Source organism: Phyllobacterium myrsinacearum, from assembly GCF_014138285.1.
Taxonomy (GTDB): domain Bacteria; phylum Pseudomonadota; class Alphaproteobacteria; order Rhizobiales; family Rhizobiaceae; genus Phyllobacterium; species Phyllobacterium myrsinacearum_A.
The window spans coordinates 1-19,283 of record NZ_JACGXN010000014.1 but is presented as its reverse complement, the minus strand read 5'-3'; the positions used below and the strand labels follow the sequence as shown (position 1 = coordinate 19,283).

Sequence of the window (19,283 nt, the reverse complement as noted above, 5' to 3'; positions counted from 1 at the left end):
CTTCATAAACGAGTCTTTACGGATGATATGTATCTTAAAATCCGAATTGCATGTCTGTTCGTCCGGAAATTGTGCGCCGCACAACACCCGGTGAGACGCTGGTGATCCGCTTGAACGCGCGCGCGAAAGATGCCTCGGATTCGTAGCCCAAACGGGTAGCGACCTCGGCAACGGACATGCCGCTTTGTCCCAACAACTCGCGGGCAAGCTGCATACGAAGACGAGCGAGATAGCGTGCCGCGCCTTCGCCTAAAACAGCACTGAAGCGCTCGGCGAAAATCGAACGCGATTGACCTGCCAGAGCAGCGAGGCTTTCCAGGGTCCAGTTATGGCCGGGGTCTCGGTGCATGGCTGCCAGGACGCGGCCGATATGAGGATCGCGGATGGCCGCGAGCCAACCGGTGGTCGAGGCTCCGGTGCAATTGACCCAGCAGCGGATAAGCCGGGCTGTCAGCAAGTCCGCCATGCGTGATAAGATGGTGGCGCTGCCCATCTGCGGTTGTGCGGCCTCCACCGTCATAGCCGCTAGCAAAGGACCAACGATCGGGTCATTGCCGGCCACATCACAGCCTTTGATGATTGGCGGCATCAAAGTGATCAAGGGGTTAAGCGCACAGGCGCCCAAAGCCATGGAGCCGCAGAAAAGGGTACTGGCCTCACCCGTGCCTTCCCGCACCACTTCGCAGACGTTGCTTCCCAACTTGGTCACCTGGCAACCCTCGAGCGAGTCGCCCACAACGTCCGGCGCACTGGCCAGCCGGTGGGCGATACCTTGCGGCAGCAGCACAAGATCGCCTTCGCGCAATTCCTGCCAGCCTTGCGCTTCGGTATGGATCCAGCATGGACCTTGGCTGACAAAGTGAAAACGAAGCAGCTGCTGTTGCGGAAAGGCGATGCTCCATGGATGTCGCAGCTCGCAACGGCCATAGTTGACACCGCTCAAGCGAAAGTCTTGGAGGACTTCGCTTAGCGCATCCATTGGGATATGCGGCGGTGAAGACGGTCGGGACGAATGGTCAAGCATCGGGTAAATATATATGCCGAGCGTCCGGAAGGCAAGGGGAGGCCGTTATTCTATACAACTGCCTTTCCAGCGACCTTCAGCGCGAAGGCATAATACGCCGGTTCGGCGAACCTGCTGCTGTTTTCCACAAGAAATTGACCCGCTTTGCCATTCAGCGCTGACCCGCTAGCGCGTGCCGATCCCGACCTCCGCTTCACGCGATAAGTTGTCTTGTGAATGTAGTTAGGGCGTCGATGGTTGAATCAACCCCTGTGGAAGCCGATCGACGCGCAGGTGAATTGCCACAAGCTGCACGGCCTATCTACGCGGCGGCCGGTCTGATCCGTATAATCGGTCTACAAGGTAATCGACAAAGCAGCGGACCCTTGCCGGAGTGTGTACTCCGCCGACGAACACCGCATGAACTTCCTCGCCGTCGCCCGGGTTGAACTCTTCGAGGATTGGCACAAGCTTGCCCGCTTTAATTGCTTCCGCCACTGTCTCAGCGCAGACGCGCACGATCCCAATTCTCTCTACGGCAAGCTGGCCCTGTGTTTCGCCATTTGCCGCAGCAGCGGCCCCAGGCTTTCGCCGACGCAGTGATGAAGGTTCGCGATTGGCTGACCTGAAGAATGCGCAACCTCGTCTGAAGCAACCCGAAGGCCGCTTTCAGTGTTCGTAATATCGGGGTTGATCGAGATCGTCGATGAGGCTTGGACCGGCCGGTATCCAGCCAAGTAACGAGCGAGTACGGACGCTGGATGCTGCCATATTGCCGGCAGCCCAGTTGGCAAACCAGCCGAAGTGCTCGCGCGGCCGGGATTCAACCGGTAAACCGAGCCGGTGTCCAATCACCTCGGCGATCTTCTTGAATGGAACAGCCTCGTCGGCTACGGCATGATAGACATTCTCCGTAAGTCCGCTTTCAAGCGCCATGCGATAGACACGCCCTGCGTCCAGACGATGAACACCCGACCAGCAGTTCAGGCCATCTTCCGGATAGGCAGACACTCCCTTCTCGCGTGCAAGGCGGATGACGATCGGAATAAACCCGTGGTCGCCGATGCCATGTACAGAGGGAGCAAGTCGAACAGTTCCTGCACGAATGCCTCGTTCTGCAAGCATCCTCGCGGCTGCTTCCGATTTTCTTGGCGATGCTGGATGCGGCAGGTCGACCTCAGTCGCGCCGCGTGGCAGACCCGATAGGCCCGAAGTGACGATCAGCGGTCGCTTTGATCCAGCGAGTGCGCTTCCCAATACTTCGATCACGCGCTCGTCCTGCGCCGCGTTCTCTAAGAATTTTGAGAAGTCGTGATCAAAGGCAGTGTGGATCACCGCGTCAGCTGCCGAAGCAGCATCGCGTAGGATCTCGAGGTCATCGAGCGAGCCTTCGACAACCTTCGAGCCGATGGCCGCCAGGGCAGCCGCTTTGTCGGCCGATCGGGCAAGCCCGGTAACCTGATGACCGGCACGCATCAAGTCCTCGGCGACGGCAGATCCAACCCAGCCTGTTGCGCCTGTTATGAATACACGCATTACAAATCTCCATTATTGGCAACGTCAGACTGACGGCCATTCATTGGGTGTTGTTGATTGGCAGGCGTTTTACGTCTGACTTGGCGTCAGGCGGTGCGCATCGACAGTTCGATATTGTCGGGGAAAGAAGTCGACATATAGCCACCGACAGACGAGCGAACATGTAGGAGATATTCTGGACAATAGTCCGCATTGTCGGCGATCACGAGCGCACCGGGCTGGAGACGGCTCTCAATCAGCGCCAGAACCTCCGTATAGAGTGACTTCGCACCATCCAGGAGCACCAGATCGATCCTCTCCGGAAGATCGGCGCTCAGCGTCTTGACCGCATCACCTTCACGGATTTCGACGAGGCCGATGAGGTCACCATCCGTGAGATTCTGGCGAGCGCGGGCAACCTTCGAGGTTTCGAACTCACTGGTGATCAGACGTCCGCCGCCATTGTCCCGGAGGGCAGCAGCAAGATAGAGGGTCGAAATACCAAAGGAGGTTCCGAACTCCACGATGGTTTTCGCCCTGCTGCTTCGCGCTAACATGTAGAGCAGCTCGCCAGTCTGCCGAGATACCGGGAGCCAGAGGTCCTTGAGGCGTCCGTAGAAGTCAAGATACTCAGTCTTGCTGTGCATGAGACGCTCCCGTTCGTCGCGGGTGAGCTCTGCCATGACCGGGCTCGTGGCTGCCTCAGCTTCATCGAACAACCGGTCAAGGAGGGGTGCAAATGGTTTCGTCGTCAGAGTATTCACTTTAAATCCTTCACTGCGCAATATTGCGCCGAGAGAAAAATACGACTAATTCGTCGCTTTTAATAATCGCATTAAGGATCACCAGGATGGCCAATCGAGCAAATGCCGGGATTTCCTCAAGAAAGAAGCCGAAGCAAGCTCGCTCAAATGATCTGGTTACAGCCGTTCTTCAGGCGGCTATTCAGGTTTTGGCACAGGAGGGAGCGCAGCGGTTTACCACCGCTCGGGTGGCCGAAAAAGCAGGTGTCAGCATCGGGTCTCTCTATCAGTACTTCCCAAACAAGGCAGCGATTTTGTTCAGGCTTCAGAGCGATGAGTGGCGGGAAACCTCGAATTTGCTGGGCGACATTTTAACGGATCAGTCGCAGCATCCATTCGAACGGCTACGATCCCTGGTCCATGCCTTTATCCGCTCCGAATGTGAGGAAGCCGCCGTGCGCGTGGCGTTAAGCGACGCTGCTCCGCTCTATCGGGATGCACCGGAAGCCCATGAGGCACGACAGGCTGACAAACCGATCATCGAGCGGTTTATGCTGGAGGTTCTTCCAGAAACTTCGGACACGGTCAGGCGCCGTGCCGGAGGCCTTGTTATGACGACCATGAGTACCGTGGGGAAGGAGTTTTCTGAAGCACCTCGCTCTGAAGAGGAGATTGAAGCCCATGCAGACGCGATGGCAGACATGTTCTGCGCTTATCTGCAACAGTTGGGTAAGAATACCCGAAGGGCAGGCTAGAATTTTGCGGGGATATTGTCGCAACCGCCATGCATTTCTGCATTGATGCAGGCCCGCCGTAAAGCGTTTCCACGCCGAGCCCAGCTTTGTAATTTGTGCCCGAGCAGCACAATTGCCTCAGTCGCTGCAAAATTGGAGACCCGAGTTCGAAACGTAATTGACCACTGCCAGCAAAGCACAAGAAATTTTCACAATGTGATTTATTTAAATCGATAATTTCGATATGAAACCAGAATCTTGGATCATTCGGTATGCAAAATGAATTCGAACTTCCTTGTCATAGATCCAGAAAAAGACTTGGTGGCAATCAAGGCAGTGTCCTCGTTGCCCCGGATCAAGCTGTTGAAAGAGTTGTCAAAGCAATCCGGCATGAACGTGAACGACCTCGCGAAGATGTCTGGGTTACCACAGTCCTCGGTATCGGCGCATCTTCAAGTGCTTGAAAAGGCGGGATTGGTCCGAACCGAGATGCAAAAGGCCCGCAAGGGAAATCAGAAAATCTGTTTTGCGGTGTATGACGAACTCGTCGTAACATTTAATCCGACCAGGCCCGCCCTGTCTTCAAATCTTATCGAGGTCTCGATGCCGCTCGGGCTCTATACGAATAATGCGGTGACGGGTCCCTGCGGAATCTGCTCTGTCCATGGAATTATTGGTCTTCTGGATGTGCCGGAGACGTTCATAGATCCGGAGCGGATGAAGACGAGCCTGCTGTGGTTTACCAGCGGCTTTGTCGAGTACCAGTTTCCCAACAACGCCAAACTCCGTGGAAGCAGTATAGAAGCCATTGAAATTGTTATGGAAGTAAGCTCGGAGGTCCCGGGCACCCTGGCTAACTGGCCGTCGGATATCGTCTTGTCCATCAATGGCACGGAAATCGGCGTTTGGACTTCGCCGGGAGATTATGGCGACCGCCGTGGCACTTACACACCGGACTGGTGGAAACTGAAAGGATCCCAATACGGTATGTTGAAGACTTGGTCTGTGGGGCCAGCGGGCACTTTTGTCGACGGCCACAAGATTTCGGATGTAAATACGGACGACCTGGCTTTGGATGCCCACCGATCCATACGGTTGCGGGTGGAGGTGAAAGCCGAAGGCCGGCACCCGGGCGGGATCAACATCTTCGGACGGGGTTTCGGCAATTATGATCAAGATATTATTTTGCGTTTGAAAACAAAGTAATGGTTGATTTCTCATAGAGAATTCCATCTCGTCTTGTGCGCTGCAGCACATTCTGGGCATTGACAAGCGCGGCGCACTGCTCTGACTATATCCAAAAATACGATTAATATCGTTTTATTGGATTTTAAGGGAGCGACATAGAATGAAAGCACGGGTAGCCGTCCATAGGGATTTTAAGATCAGTGACATTGATGAGCGCCTCTACTCCGCCTTCATTGAGCACATGGGTCGTGCGATCTATGGCGGTATCTATGAGCCGGGTCATCCGCAGGCGGATGCACAGGGTTTCCGCAAGGATGTACTCAAGTTTGTTCAGGATCTGAAGATTCCGGCTATCCGCTACCCGGGCGGCAATTTCGTCTCAGCCTATCGGTGGGAAGACGGTATCGGGCCAAAAGACCAGCGTCCCGTTCGGCTGGATCTGGCCTGGCGCTCGAAGGAAACCAATCAGGTCGGCGTCAACGAGTTCGCCGATTGGGCGAGCCTGGCGGGCATTGAAATGATGCTGGCAGTCAATCTTGGCTCACGTGGACTTGAGGAGGCGCGCAACTTTCTCGAATATGTCAACTTCCCATCGGGCACGTCCTGGAGCGATCTGCGGCGCTCGCATGGCAAGGACGATCCGTACAAGGTCAAAATGTGGTGCCTTGGCAACGAGATGGATGGCCCCTGGCAGATCGGGCACAAGGTCGCGACGGATTATGGTCGCCTTGCCAATGAAACGGCCAAGGCCTTCAAGGCCTTTGACCGTGACATTGAGGCGATTGTCTGCGGCAGTTCCAATGACGGCATGGCGACCTATCCCGAATGGGAAAGGGAGGTACTGGAGGAGTGTTACGAGAACGTCGACTATATTTCGCTGCACAAATACTTCGGCAACAAAAGCAAGGACACGCTCAACTATTTTGGCAAGATCGAGGAAACCGGACGATATATCCAAACCATTGCTGGAACGATCGATTATGTGAAATCAAAAAAACGCGCCAAGAACGATGTGCACATCTGCTTTGATGAATGGAATGTATGGTACCACATCCGTGACGAAGACAGCCATCGCTGGAGAACCTGGGATTGGCCAGAAGCACCGGCGTTGCTCGAAGAAACCTACAACTTTGAAGACGCATTGTTCGTTGCGGGCCTTCTGAACGAGTTCATACGCCGCTCTGATCGCGTGCGCATTGCCTGTATTGCACAGTTGGTTAATGTCATCGCACCAATCCGCGCGGAGAAGAACGGGCCCGCCTGGCGGCAGACGATCTATCACCCATACCGTTTTGCGTCGATTTACGGGCGTGGTGAAGCGCTCAATGTGGCGGTGGACGCGCCGATGTATAATTGCCATGTCGCCGATGATGTTTCCTATCTCGATGTTGCCGCAGTTTACGACCGCAAAGAGAGCGTTCTGACCTTGTTCGTCGTGAACAGGCACCTGACTGACAAAGCCGAACTCGACGTCAGTCTCACCGGTTTCGCCAAGCCCGCGCTCTTTGAGCATCATGCAATGGAAGGTTACGGGCTCAACGAAACGAATGGTCCGGATCGCCCGGATCATGTCGCTCCGAAACAGGGCGCGGGCGTGGGGATTGAGGACGGCAAATTGAAGGGGTCTATTGCACCGCTTTCCTATCATGTCTTTCGCCTCAAGACGAATTGAGGCATCGAGATGGGGATCAGTTTGCATAATGTGAGAAAGAGTTTTGGGCCCGTCGGCGTCATTCACGATGTAAGCATGGAAATTCCTACGGGAGACTTTGCGGTTTTCGTCGGACCTTCGGGATGCGGCAAGTCAACGCTTTTGCGGATGATCGCCGGACTGGAAAATACGACCGGCGGCACGATCTCCATCGAGGGGCGCGATGTCACGGATGTCGAGCCGGCCAAGCGTGAGGTTGCGATGGTGTTCCAGTCCTATGCGCTCTATCCGCATCTGACGGTCTTTGAAAACATGGCCTTCTCGCTGAGGCTGAAGAAGACCGCAAAATCGCGCACCAACGAAATGGTGCATGAGGCAGCCCGCATTCTCCATCTCGAGGACCATTTACAAAAACGGCCCTCCGAACTGTCAGGCGGTCAGCGCCAGCGCGTGGCCATTGGCCGTGCCATTGTCCGGCAACCGAAAGTATTTCTTTTCGATGAGCCGCTATCCAATCTCGATGCTGAACTGCGCGTGCAGATGCGACTCGAACTGGCCAAATTGCATAAGCAGATTGGTGCCACGATGATTTACGTCACACACGATCAGGTTGAAGCGATGACGCTGGCCGACCACATCTTCGTGTTGAAAAGTGGTGTGATCCAGCAGGCGGGTAAGCCATTGGAGCTTTACGATAATCCTGACAACCAGTTTGTCGGCGGTTTCATCGGTTCGCCCGCCATGAACTTTTTGCCGGGTCGGGTTCTCGGGCGGCAGCACGGGTTGCTACGGATTGGTTTGGACGGAACCGGGAAGGAATTACTGGCGAAAGTAAGGGCCGAGATCGGCGAAGGCACCAGCGTCAGGATCGGGCTTCGGCCCGAACATTTGCAAGCAGTCGATAACGGCATTCCGGCGACGGTCGAACTGGAGGAAGACCTTGGAGGCGTTTCCTATTTGCATGCGCGTTTAATCGGAGGGCAGGCCATCGTTGTTGAGACCCGCGAACGTCGCAAAAGCCTCGATGGGCAAACAATATCCCTCGGAGCGTCGGCTGAAGACATTCTTGTTTTTGCGGAAGACGGGCGTCGGCTACGCTGAACGCCTTCATGAAATAGGTTCAATCGCCACCAACGGGAGAAGGGTGGCATTTGATGAGGGAGGAATTCTTATGCGATATAAAGCTTTGCTTGCTGCAACGGCAATGGCCCTTACGGCGATACCGGCTCTGGCTCAAGAGAACGTCACCTGGTGGGATTTTTTGAGTGGCGGCGATGGTGTTCGCATGAAGGCATTGATCGCCCGCTTCAATGACGAACACCCCGACATTAAGATCACCGGTACGACCCTTGAATGGGGTATTCCATTCTATACCAAGGTCCGCACCGCTGTGGCTGTGGGGCAGGGGCCGGACGTCATGACGTATCACCTTTCACGTATGCCGCTTGGTCTGGAAGAGGGCGTGCTCGATGAAATTACGGATGAAGATCTCAAGAATGCTGGCGTTACGAAGGACAGCTTTTTTCCTGCATCGATAAAGGCTGCGAGTTCCGATGACGGCAAGCTTCATGCGGTGCCGTTCGATATCCATTCTATCGTTCTCTACTATAACAAGTCATATTTGGAAGGCTCGAAATTTCTCGACGCCGATGGCAAGCTGACAGGCATTAATAACCTCAAGGATTTTGAAGAGGCTCTGGCTCTGGCGAAAGAAAAAGGCGCAGAAGCACCGGTATCTTATGCAACCGGTGATGACGGAGGTACTTTCCGCGTCTTTTATACATTGTTGCGTCAGCAGGGAGGCGAGTTGATCACGGGCAAAGAAGTGCTTGCCGGAGACAACCTCGAAAAGGCCGCCAAAGCAATTGAGATCATGACCAATTGGGCTACCAATGGCTGGCAGCCTGAACAGGCGGAGTATGAAGCATCAGTTGCGCTGTTTACCTCCGGAAAGTCTGCATTTTCGTTGAACGGCGTATGGGAAGTTCCCACGATGATCGATCTGGAGAAGAAAGGAACGCTTGGCTATAAATGGGGAGCGGTTCAGGTGCCCAATCTAATGGGAACACAGACGACGTGGGCAGATTCCCATTCCTTTGCGATCCCGGCCAACAACAAGATGTCACCTGAAAAACGCAAGGCCGTCATGACAGTGATCGGTTGGATGGAGAAAAACTCACTCGCTTGGGCAGAGGCCGGACACATCCCGGCTTACAAGGAAGTGGCCGAAGGCGAGGCGTTCAGGAAGATGGAGCCGAATGCCACCTATGCGGCGCTCGCAAACACTGCCTCTTATGACCCGCGTTCGCCAATCGCTGGTGTAGCATCGCCAGCCTACGATGCAGCCATCAATGTGATCTCCCCGGCCATTCATGGCTATGCTGAGCCAATGCAGGCTGCGGAACAGATCAAACAGGACCTCCAGGAGAAGTTGAAATGATGACGTGCCGGTGGTCGCGCGTTAGGGCACGGCCACCAATAATTCTGGGGAGGTTCCTGACGTGCCTATGTTGACAAACCGGCGCAAGGAGATGGCCGTTGCCGCTTCGCTCGTTGCACCATTCGTGCTGACGTTCGTGGTGGTATTTCTTTACCCGACAATCCGGCTCGTGCAATTGAGCTTCACCAATGCGCCCCTCATCGGTTCAGGGGAATGGGTAGGATTTGACAATTTCATACGGCTTTTATCTGACAGGCTATTTCTGACGTCGTTGAAGAACAACGGATATTTCGTGCTCTTGACGGTCGTTCCGACAACTGCTGTGGCGCTAGGCTTCGCATTGATGATCAGGCGCCTGCGTGGCGCTTTGCAGGCGTTGGCGCTGGCGATTTTCTTCCTGCCATACATATTGCCTGTGTCTGTCGTTACGCAGATATGGACATGGATGTTGGACTTTCAGTTCGGCGTATTGCAGCCGGTGATAGAGTTTTTCACTGGAAAGCCCGTTTCTGTTTTCAAGAATCCCTATTGGGTCATGCCGACGGTTGCTGCCGTAACGATCTGGTGGACGAACGGATTCAATGTCCTGCTTTTCATCGCCGGTCTGCGCAATATTTCAAAGGACTACTACGAAGCCGCACAACTCGACGGCGCCACGCGACGACAGTTGTTCACAAAGGTAACCTGGCCGCTCCTTTGGCCGGTCACTGCCTTGGTGTTGACCCTTCAGCTGATATTGCAGTTGAAAATCTTCGATCAGGTCTATTTGCTTAGCAGTGGTGGACCGTTCAACTCGTCTTACGTGCTGCTCTTGATGGTTTACCGTGAGGCCTTTCAGTTAAACCACGGCGGCTATGCCTCAACGATTGCGCTTGTGCTGTTCATTATTATCGCAATGCTCTCGGTTCTGCAGTTCCAGCTCCTTCGTGCAGGAGGACGTCGATGAAATCGGTCAAAAAAATCGAAAACTGGGTATTGACGGCCGGCACTTTTCTCGCTGCGGCATTGTGGATTTTTCCGCTCTATTGGGCCTTTATAACCTCGATTCGCTCAGAGGAACGCGTGGTTTCGGATGGGGCGGGTATTCTCCCGGACGAAATCAATCTAACCTCGTATGTTGACATCCTCTGGAACACCAATCTCATCAATTGGTACATAAACTCGATCGGTACCGCTATCATCATTACGATAACGGTGATCCTGTCCGGCATGATGTGTGCTTATGCCATTTCCCAGATGCGGTTTCCCGGGAGGCGTATTCTCTATGGGGTGGTGCTGGCAAGCTTCATGGTACCTTCACAGGCTCTGATTGTAACCCAATTCATCCTGATCAACGACATGGGTCTCATCAATACCTGGGCTGGCATAATTTTGCCGCAGCTTATCGTTCCGGTTGTGATCATCGTCTACAAGCAGTTTTTCGATGCCGTGCCGAAGGAGATGCGCGAGGCTGTGGTGCTCGACGGAGGTGGCGATTACACACTCCTGTTTAAGATCTACTTGCCATTAAACTGGGGCATCACTACAGCGCTGGCCATCATCACCTTCATCATGGCCTGGAACCAGTTTTTTTGGCCCTTCCTTGCAGTCACTACAGAGGACATGATGACGATCCCTGTTGGTATTACACAGGTCAAGGACGCGTTTGGCGTGTTCTATGCACGGTTGATGTCGGTTGCGCTACTTGGGGCGATGCCTGTCGCGGTAGCATATCTGATTTTTCAAAAGAAAGTCACCGAGGCAGTCATGATCTCGTCGGGTGTCAAAGGATAAAAGGTGCCCGACTGTCATCGGTCCCGCTTTGGCACAACCGGGGCGGGTCGTACTTGTTGCCATGACAAGCAGAGTTCTTGCTGTAAGAAGTGCCGCTTAGTACCATCATAGCATTGTTCACGCCTCGATTTGGACGAGGAAGACTACTTGCAACCCTGAAAACAATACGAAGGTTTCCTAGCGAACAACTGCCCTCGAGGGCAAAACCGGACGACCTCCATATTCAAGGAAAAACCGCTCGCGCTATCGAGATAATCCATCCGGTGTCCGAGGCAGGGACAGTTAGTTTACCGACTTTACGGCTTTGAGGATGACGTCTGCGGTTTCTTTCGGATGAGACATGTAGACCATATGGCTCGACTTGATGTCCGTGGTTTTGGTTCCTGCCCGCTTGTACATCCAACGCAGCAACTCTGGAGGAATAACCCGGTCCTCGGTCGTTACGATGCCGAATGTCGGTTTCCCATGCCATGCCGCTTGGTGGAACCTTACCTGATAGGTTTCCAAAGTCATCGGCTTCGAGGATGCGGACATGAAGTCGGTTACATCTTTGGGAAGGTCTGCGGCGATCGTGTCATGATACGTCATCGGGCTAGGAACAAAAGTGTGAGCGTCGAGCATCTCCATATCGATTTTCATCGGGTACCGCTGGGAGAGTTCGGTCAAGTTCTCGCCTTTGTCGGGCTGCAGGGCGGCCACGTACACCAGCACCTTTACCACGTCGTCGGTTCCTGCCTCCGTGATCACCGCTCCGCCGTAACTATGACCAACGAGTACTGTAGGACCCTTCTGCTGCTTGAGGATGAGCCGGGTGGCGGCGATGTCGTCCGCCAAACTGGTGTGCGGCAGTTGGACGACGCTAACTTTCAGACCCTTCGCTCTCAGAATGTCGTAAACTGGCCGCCACCCTGATGCGTCCATCGTCGCACCGTGAACCAGCACAATATTTGTGGCATCCGCAAAGGCGGGGACAGCCATGGAGATTCCAATAAGGGCTGCCAGCATAAGTTTCTTCATTGTCTCACACCTCTTAACTCAATTTCATGTCTCGAATATAGCGAACGGACCGCCTATCTATTAGATCATGTAATTCGCATGTCCCTATCGATGAGTTAGATAAATGGATCGCCTCGTACTTCGTGACCTTGCCGTCTTCGAGACCGTAGCAAGACACCAGAGTTTTACGGCTGCCGCAGCCGAGCTTGGAATTTCGCAATCGTCGCTCAGCTATGCGGTAAGGCAGCTTGAGCAACGTGTCGGCGTAGCTTTGCTTGCCAGGACGACACGCACCGTCGCGCCGACCGAGGCGGGAAGGCAACTTCTCGGGACGCTCGTACCAGCCCTTCGGGATATCGGCGACGAACTGGCCAACCTGCAGGAGATGCGTTCTATTGTTTCAGGTGCCGTTCGGTTGACGATGGTTCCTGTCGCCTACGAGACCATTCTTCGTCCGTCACTTACGTCGTTTCGCGAGAAATATCCGAATGTGTCAATTGAGGTGTCGATCGACGAGGGATTTAGCGATGTCGTAGCCCAAGGATTCGACGGAGGTATCCGGTTCGGTAACCTGGTCGATAGGGATATGGTCGCTGTACCTCTTACGCGATCCGCACCTGTTATGATCGTGGGCTCCCCGGAGTATCTTCAAAAACACGGTCCGGTTCCCACGCATCCCAACGACCTCTCGGCGCATATCTGCATCGGATATCGTTTCGTCAGCTCGACGAGGCTCTACCGCTGGCCGTTGTCGAAAAAGGGCAAGACTGTCGAGTTCAAAACAGGCGGCCATCTGGTATTCAACGATGGAGAGGCGATACGCTCCGCGGCTCTCGACGGCTTGGGGCTCGCCTACCTTTTCGAGGTTCAGGTTCGCGGGGATATCAAGTCTGGGCGACTCGTCTCTGTCTTGTCCGACTGGCTTCCGGATTTGCCGGGTTTTAGCCTTTACTATCCGGATCGGACCAGAACATCTCCAGCGTTCAGGGCATTGATCAATCACTTACGGCTGTTGCGCGCCGACAATAAAACCATTGAGCCATCTTGACGACCGAGCGCAGATTGCCATGCCATGCCATGCCACGCAGCCAGCGAGGTAGGTAAGAGGGAGGCAACAGCACGGAGGTATTGATACAGCCGATCTGATTGAGATAGCGACTGATCGTTGCTCTAGGGGCAACGAGACCGCGCACGCTACTGACCGCCTTTAATACCAGGGGGTGGTCCAACCGAACCGCGTTCGATGAGTGATGTGTCTATAACAACTCTTTTGGGTGTGTGGGTTTCCCCTTTTAATCGCCGAATGAGAAGTTCCGCAATGGTTTTACCCAGTGTGTAGGCTGGCTGATCAATGACTGTAATGGGCGGACTCGTCACGCTTGTCCAATCTGCGTCATGGAAGGTAATTAATGATATATCCTCGGGAATACGCAGTCCGCGTTCGCGAATGACTTTGAATACTTCGAGAGCGATCAGGCTATCGGATGCAAGGATCGCCGTTGGTCGATCATGTTTCGAAAGAAGGTTCTCAGTGATTGTCCGTGTCTCTTGCGAATTCGTTGCGCCGAGTTGCACAAATCTCTCAGGTTTTTCTACGCCGCTCGCCCGACACGCAGCGAGAAAACCCTCGATACGCTCGCGAACTGAGGATGTGTAGATTTGCTTAAGCTCTCGATATTCGCGTCCAGCGAAATCAACTGCCGTGACATAAGCAATATTGCGATGCCCAGCCTCCGTCAAAATCTTCGTTGCCCGCATCGCAGCATCCCGGTCATCGACGGTAACCGTATCAACGTCGAAATCAGATAAAGCGCGATCGAGGAGGGCCAACGGCCTGCCAGAACGGTGGATTTCCCGCAAATGCGACACGTCACGGGATTCTGAGGGGGTGACGATCAGCCCGTCCACGCGTTTGCCGATCAAGACACGCACGGCAGCTTTCTCGACCTCGATTTGTTCACTGGAGTTTGCCAGGATAACGTTGAATCCCGCGGCTCTCGCTACATCGCTAATGCCGCGGACAGCAAAGCTGAAGAATGAGTTCTCTATGTCGCCGACGACCACACCGATAATTCCGGATTTTCCGGTCGTCATGCTTCGGGCCAGCTCATTGGGCCGATAATCCAGTGCCTTGGCAGCTGCTAGTACATCTGCGCGGACTTTTTCGCTGACAACGCCATATCCGCCCAGAACGCGTGCGGCAGTTGCTTTCGAGACGTTGGCCTCTCGCGCCACATCGCTGACGGTAACGGATCGAGATTTTTGAGCAGCAGTTTCCATATTTCAAGCACTACAAGGGTTGTTGACGGAAGGTCAATGTGAATATATCAATTAGCATTGAGACCGGTCTCAATCAATAAGAGACCGGTCTCATATGGCAATTTTTGTTTCTCAGCGATCCGGGCAATCTAAGAGCCGATAGCAATGAAGGGTCAGCCCGCCAGTTTCAAGTGCATGCCAAATTAGAAAAATAACTTTCAGAGTGGAGAACAAGACATGAGCAAATTAATACTCTTCAGCAGGATGATGAAGTCTGCCCGGGTTGGGATGATGACCTTGTCATTCGCGCTTGCCGGTTTTGGGGCCGTTTCCAGCATGGCGGCGGCCAAAGACAACCCTTATGGTTTGATTGACGAGAAAGTCATAAGCGTTGGCACGATGGGTGACGCAAAGCCCTACACGTTTACAACCGCGGATGGCCAATTCACTGGTTTCGACATCGAGCTTTTTCTGAATGTTGCAAGCAGACTTGGTTTTGGAAAAGATCAGGTGGTTTTCACGGGGCAGGAGTTCTCGGCACTCATGCCGTCCGTTGCCAATGAACGTTTTGATGTGGCTGTCGCCGCCATTGGAACGACGGAAGCACGCAAGAAGACTGTAGACTTTTCCGACGGTTATCTTGCCGGGTATCTCTCCGTTCTCACAGCCGATAAGGCAATTACATCCGCTGATGGATTGAAAGGCAAACGGTTGGGTGTGGTGCAGGGGACTCTTCAGGAAATCTATGCTGCCAAAAATTTCGCTGGCACGGACCTTGTCAGATTTCCCGACAACAATTCGGCAGTTTCGGGCCTCAACAACGGAACGATCGATGCCCATTTCCTCGATTATGAGGCCGCAAAGCAATATGGTGAACGTTATCCGGAACTCAAGATCGCGGTGAATATCCCCTCCTTCGATGCCCCAGCAGGTTTCGTTATTCGCAAAGGCAACGATGCGTTCCGAACGGCATTAGACACGGCCCTCCATGCGGCAATGCAGGATGGGACCTGGAAGACGCTTTATGAAAAGTGGTTTCCAGGCTCACCTATGCCCGACGCGTACCTTCCCAAGAAATGACCGTATGGCCGCTGCTTTGACGCCTGAAGGCGGCGGCCTTGCGGCTTGATCTTTATGGTCAATGCAACAAAAGGGGAATGGGATGAATTGGCTTGAAAATCTGCGTCGAAGTTTTCTGGATTGGGACGCAATGGCGGCGGTTTTGCCCGCCATGATCACCGTCGGAGTGAAAAACACCTTGATCCTTGCTGCGGCCTCGACCGTGCTTGGACTTCTTATTGGTCTATTGCTGGCAGTCATGGGCATATCCCGCTCAAGATGGTTGAGGCTTCCCGCGCGTATTTACACTGATGTCTTCCGCGGACTGCCCGCAATCGTGACCATTCTTCTCATTGGACAGGGATTTGCCCGTATAGGCCGGGAGATTTTCGGTCCTTCGCCTTACCCTCTTGGGATTCTCGCACTCAGCCTGATTGCAGGTGCCTATATCGGAGAAATTATTCGATCCGGTATTCAGAGCGTTGAGCGCGGGCAGATGGAAGCCTGTCGGGCCCTCAGTATGAGTTACGGGCAGGGGATGCGCCTGATTGTGATCCCGCAAGGAATCAGGCGTGTATTGCCGGCACTCGTTAATCAATTCATTGGAAACGTCAAAGACTCAAGTCTCGTATATTTTCTTGGTTTGCTGGCTTCAGAACGCGAGATATTCCGCGTTGGTCAGGATCAGGCCGTTGTTACCGGAAACCTGTCACCCCTTCTGCTCGCCGGAATCTTCTATCTCCTTATTACGGTCCCACTGACCCACGTGGTGAATTACATTGATAACGGCCTGCGGCTTGGCAAGCATAAGAGCGGTTCTGTTACGAGTGGACTTGCCGAGGTCAGCGAACTGGAGGGTATTCACAATGACAACGGTGCCCGCGACAGGCAGTCGACGACTGCCCGGAGTGAAGCCAGCAAGCCGCGTTTCAAGGGCGGAAGTCTCGGGGTCAGCAATCTGGATATGTCATACGGCGATCTCGACGTGCTCAAGCAGGTAACCTTGGCGATAAAACCGGGCACTGTCACATGTATTATCGGGCCATCCGGTTCGGGAAAATCAACGTTGCTGCGTTGCATCAATCGGCTTGTCGAACCGAAGGGCGGCGATGTGCGCATCGATGGTGAGAGTATTCTAGCGATGAAACCCGAGAAGCTGCGCAGACGCGTCGGGATGGTTTTCCAGCATTTCAACCTATTTCCGGATCATACGGCGCTTGAGAACGTCATGCTTGCGTTGACCAAGATAAAGGGCCTGCCCAAGGCGGAAGCGGAGCGTATTGCACATGCACGGCTTACCGATGTTGGGCTGGAAGCCCGCAGTCATCATCGCCCCAGCCGTCTTTCCGGGGGACAACAGCAACGGGTGGCGATAGCCCGTGCACTGGCTATGGATCCGGAGGTCATCCTCTTCGATGAGGTCACGAGTGCGCTTGATCCGGAACTGGTGAAAGGGGTTCTCAACCTTTTGGCTGATTTGGGGCAACGTGGCATGACCATGGTTGTCGTCACGCACGAGATGGGTTTCGCTCGTAAGGTGGCCGATCAGGTTGTCTTCATGGACGAGGGCCGTGTTGTTGAGGTGGGCACACCAAGCTCCATTTTTGACCATCCCCAAAGCTCCCGGCTGAAACGTTTTCTGGCCGAGGTTCTGTAACCGTCTATTGAATGCAAGTTCAATCTGAATCCATCATACTAATGAAAGTCTCTATCATGAATTCATCTTCCTTGGTGTCGAAAGTCATTGTCGTTGGCGGCGGTATTTTTGGTGTCTCGTCCGCTGTCCATCTTACTCGCTTGGGTGTTCAAACGATCCTCGTCAACGACGGTCCTTTGGCAAGCGGTGCATCGGGGCGCTCATTAGCCTGGCTGAATTCTTCGCGGAAACGCTCGGATGAATACCACCGTTTGCGGATGGCCGGCATAGATCGTTATCGCACCCTGGCAGCAAAGTATCCCGATGTCGCGTGGCTGCGTTTCGATGGAGGGCTAACGTGGGACGCAGACGATGATGCGAATGAGATTGCAGCGGTTTTTAGGTATGAACGCGACATCGGATACGATGCTCAGCTCCTTTCTGCGGATGAGATCGCAGCCGTTACGCCTGGCGTTGATAAGCGCTCTGTCACACCGCAAGGGGCTGTCTTCAATCCCGGCGAGGGTTGGGTTGATCTGCCCAGTCTAATAGACATCTTGAGTCAGGAGTTTTTGGAACGCGGTGGCACGCTGGTGACCGATGCAGGCTTGGCCATGGTTATGGTTGAGAATGGCCGCGCAACTGGGGTTACTTTGGCAAGTGGTATCACCTTCGAAGCCGATGCGGTCCTATTGGCTACCGGAGCCAATGTTCCGGGCACAGCGGCCGAGACGGGGCATTTTATTCCCGATGGCACACCGATTGCGTTACTTGTCCGGACGAAGCCGACACAATTGCCTCTTCGGGCTGTATTGAATACCCCTCGTGTGGCGATCAGACCGACGCCGACCGGCGCACTCGTACTCGATTCTGCATGGTCGGAGGAAGAGGTCATCGTGCGGCCGGGCGGTATCTACAAAGTAAAAGATTCGACGGTGGCAAGGCTCCTCGAAGAAGCTTCGAAAGTGCTCGACGGCAACCCAAAGTTGGAACTCGACACCTATTTCGTTGGACCGAAACCAATTCCTGGAGACGGGGAACCGGTTTTTGGGCAGCTCAATGACATCGCACGATACTACATTGCGTTCAGCCACAGTGGTGCAACCCTCGGCCTGATTGCAGGAGAATTGCTGGCTGGCGAAATTGCCAGCGGGCAATTGAATCCACTTCTGGAAACCTTCCGTCCGGGGCGGTTCGGATAATTATCCTGTTCATGATGCCCCTCGGTGGTTAAGATACCCAAGTTTACGAGGGGTATCATTCGCCACTTCTTGCCAGGGTTCCTCCAACAGCAATCAGGCTTGGATTAAAGATTCTGACAATACGAGGCAGACCCGTAAGCTTTCGTCAGGCTTATACATATCGCTCGGCTATCGTCGTCCCTTTCGTGATCCAGACCATCATAGCCGACGGACCACTCAGATAGGGACAGTTCTCGCAAAGTGTGGAGACTGGTCGAAAAACTCGATCAGGAGTTCGGTGAGGACCCGTATTTTCCGTGCGGGATGCTGACCTGGCGGGCGGATGACATATGCACCTGCGGGGGCGGCGGATAACGAGTCATGATCGGTACGAGCGCACCGGAGGCCACATATTCGTGGGTGAGGCAATCGGGCAGGTAAGCGATTCCGAGTCCTGCCGCCGCGGCGGCGACGAGAGCTGTGCCGTTGTCTGCCTGAATCAACTCGCCATCACATTCCCGTCGCAGCCGTGGCTGGCGAAACGTCCGGCGCTGTTTGCGTGATAGCCATAAACCGTCCTTTGCCATCCACTTGCGCAGCGTCTCGCGCGATACGGAAAATCCTTGCTCAGAAAGCTTCTCGGCAGCCAGCGTCGGCCCAAAGTCCGCGTAACGTTCCCGCACCAGTTGCAGCGCCAAGTCACGCACGCCATCATTGATGCGGTTGTTCGATCGTCGGCCGCGGCCGCGATGACGCAGCGCCGCAGCGCCTTCAAAACAGAAGGTCCGCAGGATCCGCTGCACCTGACGCACGCTCAACGACAGCACAATGGCCGCCGAAGCCAGCGTGCGGCCACCTTCAACAACCTCTGACAAAACCTCAATACGATGCAGTTCGCGCTCGCTCATCAAAATCAGTCCCAAAATCCGCATCCCAAATCTCGTTGCAATCAACGAGAAGGTGACACAGCGACGTTTCTACTTTGCAGAAACAGGACACTTTAACTTTGTGGTGTGAGTTCACGCTGAAGCGCGACTTGCGCGCTTTTGAAGCTAACCCGCACGCCGTCTCTGTGCGAGCAGTTTTTGCCGGAAGACTTCTGCTG

The 19,283-nt window shown here is 54.2% G+C and carries 18 protein-coding genes; 12 read left to right on the top strand and 6 right to left on the bottom strand.

Annotated features, from left to right (window positions below):
• Window positions 1–34 precede the first annotated feature (34 nt).
• Complete coding sequence (locus FHW16_RS24910) at window positions 35–1,024, bottom strand: AraC family transcriptional regulator (protein ID WP_182551976.1); 990 nt, start codon at window positions 1,022–1,024, stop codon at window positions 35–37.
• 399 nt (window positions 1,025–1,423) lie between these two features.
• Between FHW16_RS24910 and FHW16_RS24905 the strand changes: the two genes are divergently transcribed.
• Entirely contained in the window at window positions 1,424–1,606 is a 183-nt protein-coding gene (locus FHW16_RS24905; protein WP_182551975.1) for a hypothetical protein, read from the top strand.
• Window positions 1,607–1,672: 66 nt separating this feature from the next.
• Here the strand turns inward: FHW16_RS24905 and FHW16_RS24900 are convergent, their stop codons facing one another.
• A complete protein-coding gene (locus tag FHW16_RS24900; protein WP_182551974.1) occupies window positions 1,673–2,539 on the bottom strand; it encodes an SDR family oxidoreductase in 867 nt (288 codons plus the stop codon).
• Between the two features lie 86 nt (window positions 2,540–2,625).
• Window positions 2,626–3,282: a class I SAM-dependent methyltransferase gene (locus tag FHW16_RS24895; protein ID WP_182551973.1), complete on the bottom strand. Its 657-nt coding sequence runs from the start codon at window positions 3,280–3,282 to the stop codon at window positions 2,626–2,628.
• An 86-nt stretch (window positions 3,283–3,368) separates the two neighbouring features.
• Here FHW16_RS24895 and FHW16_RS24890 point away from each other — a divergent pair, with 86 nt between their 5' ends.
• From FHW16_RS24890 to FHW16_RS24860, 7 genes are all read left to right on the top strand, one after another.
• Window positions 3,369–4,016 carry a TetR family transcriptional regulator gene (locus FHW16_RS24890; RefSeq protein WP_182551972.1) on the top strand — a complete coding sequence of 216 codons (648 nt, stop codon included), beginning with the start codon at window positions 3,369–3,371 and terminating at the stop codon, window positions 4,014–4,016.
• A gap of 258 nt (window positions 4,017–4,274) precedes the next feature.
• Window positions 4,275–5,201 carry an ArsR/SmtB family transcription factor gene (locus FHW16_RS24885; RefSeq protein WP_182551971.1) on the top strand — a complete coding sequence of 309 codons (927 nt, stop codon included), beginning with the start codon at window positions 4,275–4,277 and terminating at the stop codon, window positions 5,199–5,201.
• A 142-nt stretch (window positions 5,202–5,343) separates the two neighbouring features.
• A complete protein-coding gene (locus FHW16_RS24880; RefSeq protein ID WP_182551970.1) occupies window positions 5,344–6,855 on the top strand; it encodes an alpha-N-arabinofuranosidase in 1,512 nt (503 codons plus the stop codon).
• Window positions 6,856–6,864: 9 nt separating this feature from the next.
• Window positions 6,865–7,935, top strand: coding sequence for an ABC transporter ATP-binding protein (locus FHW16_RS24875; protein WP_182551969.1), 1,071 nt, complete (start codon window positions 6,865–6,867; stop codon window positions 7,933–7,935).
• 70 nt (window positions 7,936–8,005) lie between these two features.
• Entirely contained in the window at window positions 8,006–9,274 is a 1,269-nt protein-coding gene (locus FHW16_RS24870) for an extracellular solute-binding protein (RefSeq protein ID WP_182551968.1), read from the top strand.
• A gap of 67 nt (window positions 9,275–9,341) precedes the next feature.
• Window positions 9,342–10,220, top strand: a complete 879-nt coding sequence (locus FHW16_RS24865; RefSeq protein ID WP_182552067.1) for a carbohydrate ABC transporter permease — start codon at window positions 9,342–9,344, stop codon at window positions 10,218–10,220.
• Window positions 10,217–11,047: a carbohydrate ABC transporter permease gene (locus FHW16_RS24860; protein ID WP_182551967.1), complete on the top strand. Its 831-nt coding sequence runs from the start codon at window positions 10,217–10,219 to the stop codon at window positions 11,045–11,047. Before FHW16_RS24865 ends, FHW16_RS24860 begins: the two co-directional genes overlap by 4 nt.
• A 282-nt stretch (window positions 11,048–11,329) precedes the next feature.
• On the opposite strand, the gene FHW16_RS24855 is transcribed toward FHW16_RS24860, so the two are convergent.
• Window positions 11,330–12,064 (bottom strand): alpha/beta fold hydrolase, encoded by a 735-nt coding sequence (locus FHW16_RS24855; RefSeq protein WP_182551966.1) that lies wholly within the window; start codon window positions 12,062–12,064, stop codon window positions 11,330–11,332.
• Between the two features lie 103 nt (window positions 12,065–12,167).
• Here FHW16_RS24855 and FHW16_RS24850 point away from each other — a divergent pair, with 103 nt between their 5' ends.
• The gene (locus tag FHW16_RS24850; protein WP_182551965.1) at window positions 12,168–13,091 is read left to right on the top strand and encodes a LysR family transcriptional regulator; all 924 of its coding nucleotides are present in this window, start codon (window positions 12,168–12,170) and stop codon (window positions 13,089–13,091) included.
• A 146-nt stretch (window positions 13,092–13,237) separates the two neighbouring features.
• On the opposite strand, the gene FHW16_RS24845 is transcribed toward FHW16_RS24850, so the two are convergent.
• Window positions 13,238–14,323, bottom strand: coding sequence for a LacI family DNA-binding transcriptional regulator (locus FHW16_RS24845; RefSeq protein WP_182551964.1), 1,086 nt, complete (start codon window positions 14,321–14,323; stop codon window positions 13,238–13,240).
• Window positions 14,324–14,539: 216 nt separating this feature from the next.
• Between FHW16_RS24845 and FHW16_RS24840 the strand changes: the two genes are divergently transcribed.
• The 3 genes from FHW16_RS24840 (at window position 14,540) to FHW16_RS24830 (ending at window position 18,199) form a co-directional block, all read left to right on the top strand.
• Complete coding sequence (locus FHW16_RS24840; RefSeq protein ID WP_432652084.1) at window positions 14,540–15,382, top strand: ABC transporter substrate-binding protein; 843 nt, start codon at window positions 14,540–14,542, stop codon at window positions 15,380–15,382.
• 82 nt (window positions 15,383–15,464) lie between these two features.
• Window positions 15,465–17,018: an amino acid ABC transporter permease/ATP-binding protein gene (locus FHW16_RS29120; RefSeq protein ID WP_182551963.1), complete on the top strand. Its 1,554-nt coding sequence runs from the start codon at window positions 15,465–15,467 to the stop codon at window positions 17,016–17,018.
• Between the two features lie 56 nt (window positions 17,019–17,074).
• On the top strand, window positions 17,075–18,199 hold the full coding sequence (locus tag FHW16_RS24830; protein WP_182552065.1) for an NAD(P)/FAD-dependent oxidoreductase: 1,125 nt from the start codon (window positions 17,075–17,077) through the stop codon (window positions 18,197–18,199).
• 266 nt (window positions 18,200–18,465) lie between these two features.
• Here the strand turns inward: FHW16_RS24830 and FHW16_RS24820 are convergent, their stop codons facing one another.
• Window positions 18,466–19,101, bottom strand: coding sequence for a helix-turn-helix domain-containing protein (locus FHW16_RS24820; RefSeq protein WP_348643935.1), 636 nt, complete (start codon window positions 19,099–19,101; stop codon window positions 18,466–18,468).
• Between the last annotated feature and the right edge of the window lie 182 nt (window positions 19,102–19,283).

Coding starts and splice junctions, on each gene's coding strand:
- FHW16_RS24910 (WP_182551976.1), bottom strand. CDS start 1,024: ATGCTTGACCATTCGTCCCGACCGTCTTCACCGCCGCATATCCCAATG.
- FHW16_RS24905 (WP_182551975.1), top strand. CDS start 1,424: ATGAACTTCCTCGCCGTCGCCCGGGTTGAACTCTTCGAGGATTGGCAC.
- FHW16_RS24900 (WP_182551974.1), bottom strand. CDS start 2,539: ATGCGTGTATTCATAACAGGCGCAACAGGCTGGGTTGGATCTGCCGTC.
- FHW16_RS24890 (WP_182551972.1), top strand. CDS start 3,369: ATGGCCAATCGAGCAAATGCCGGGATTTCCTCAAGAAAGAAGCCGAAG.
- FHW16_RS24885 (WP_182551971.1), top strand. CDS start 4,275: ATGAATTCGAACTTCCTTGTCATAGATCCAGAAAAAGACTTGGTGGCA.
- FHW16_RS24880 (WP_182551970.1), top strand. CDS start 5,344: ATGAAAGCACGGGTAGCCGTCCATAGGGATTTTAAGATCAGTGACATT.
- FHW16_RS24875 (WP_182551969.1), top strand. CDS start 6,865: ATGGGGATCAGTTTGCATAATGTGAGAAAGAGTTTTGGGCCCGTCGGC.
- FHW16_RS24870 (WP_182551968.1), top strand. CDS start 8,006: ATGCGATATAAAGCTTTGCTTGCTGCAACGGCAATGGCCCTTACGGCG.
- FHW16_RS24865 (WP_182552067.1), top strand. CDS start 9,342: ATGTTGACAAACCGGCGCAAGGAGATGGCCGTTGCCGCTTCGCTCGTT.
- FHW16_RS24860 (WP_182551967.1), top strand. CDS start 10,217: ATGAAATCGGTCAAAAAAATCGAAAACTGGGTATTGACGGCCGGCACT.
- FHW16_RS24855 (WP_182551966.1), bottom strand. CDS start 12,064: ATGAAGAAACTTATGCTGGCAGCCCTTATTGGAATCTCCATGGCTGTC.
- FHW16_RS24850 (WP_182551965.1), top strand. CDS start 12,168: ATGGATCGCCTCGTACTTCGTGACCTTGCCGTCTTCGAGACCGTAGCA.
- FHW16_RS24845 (WP_182551964.1), bottom strand. CDS start 14,323: ATGGAAACTGCTGCTCAAAAATCTCGATCCGTTACCGTCAGCGATGTG.
- FHW16_RS24840 (WP_432652084.1), top strand. CDS start 14,540: ATGAGCAAATTAATACTCTTCAGCAGGATGATGAAGTCTGCCCGGGTT.
- FHW16_RS29120 (WP_182551963.1), top strand. CDS start 15,465: ATGAATTGGCTTGAAAATCTGCGTCGAAGTTTTCTGGATTGGGACGCA.
- FHW16_RS24830 (WP_182552065.1), top strand. CDS start 17,075: ATGAATTCATCTTCCTTGGTGTCGAAAGTCATTGTCGTTGGCGGCGGT.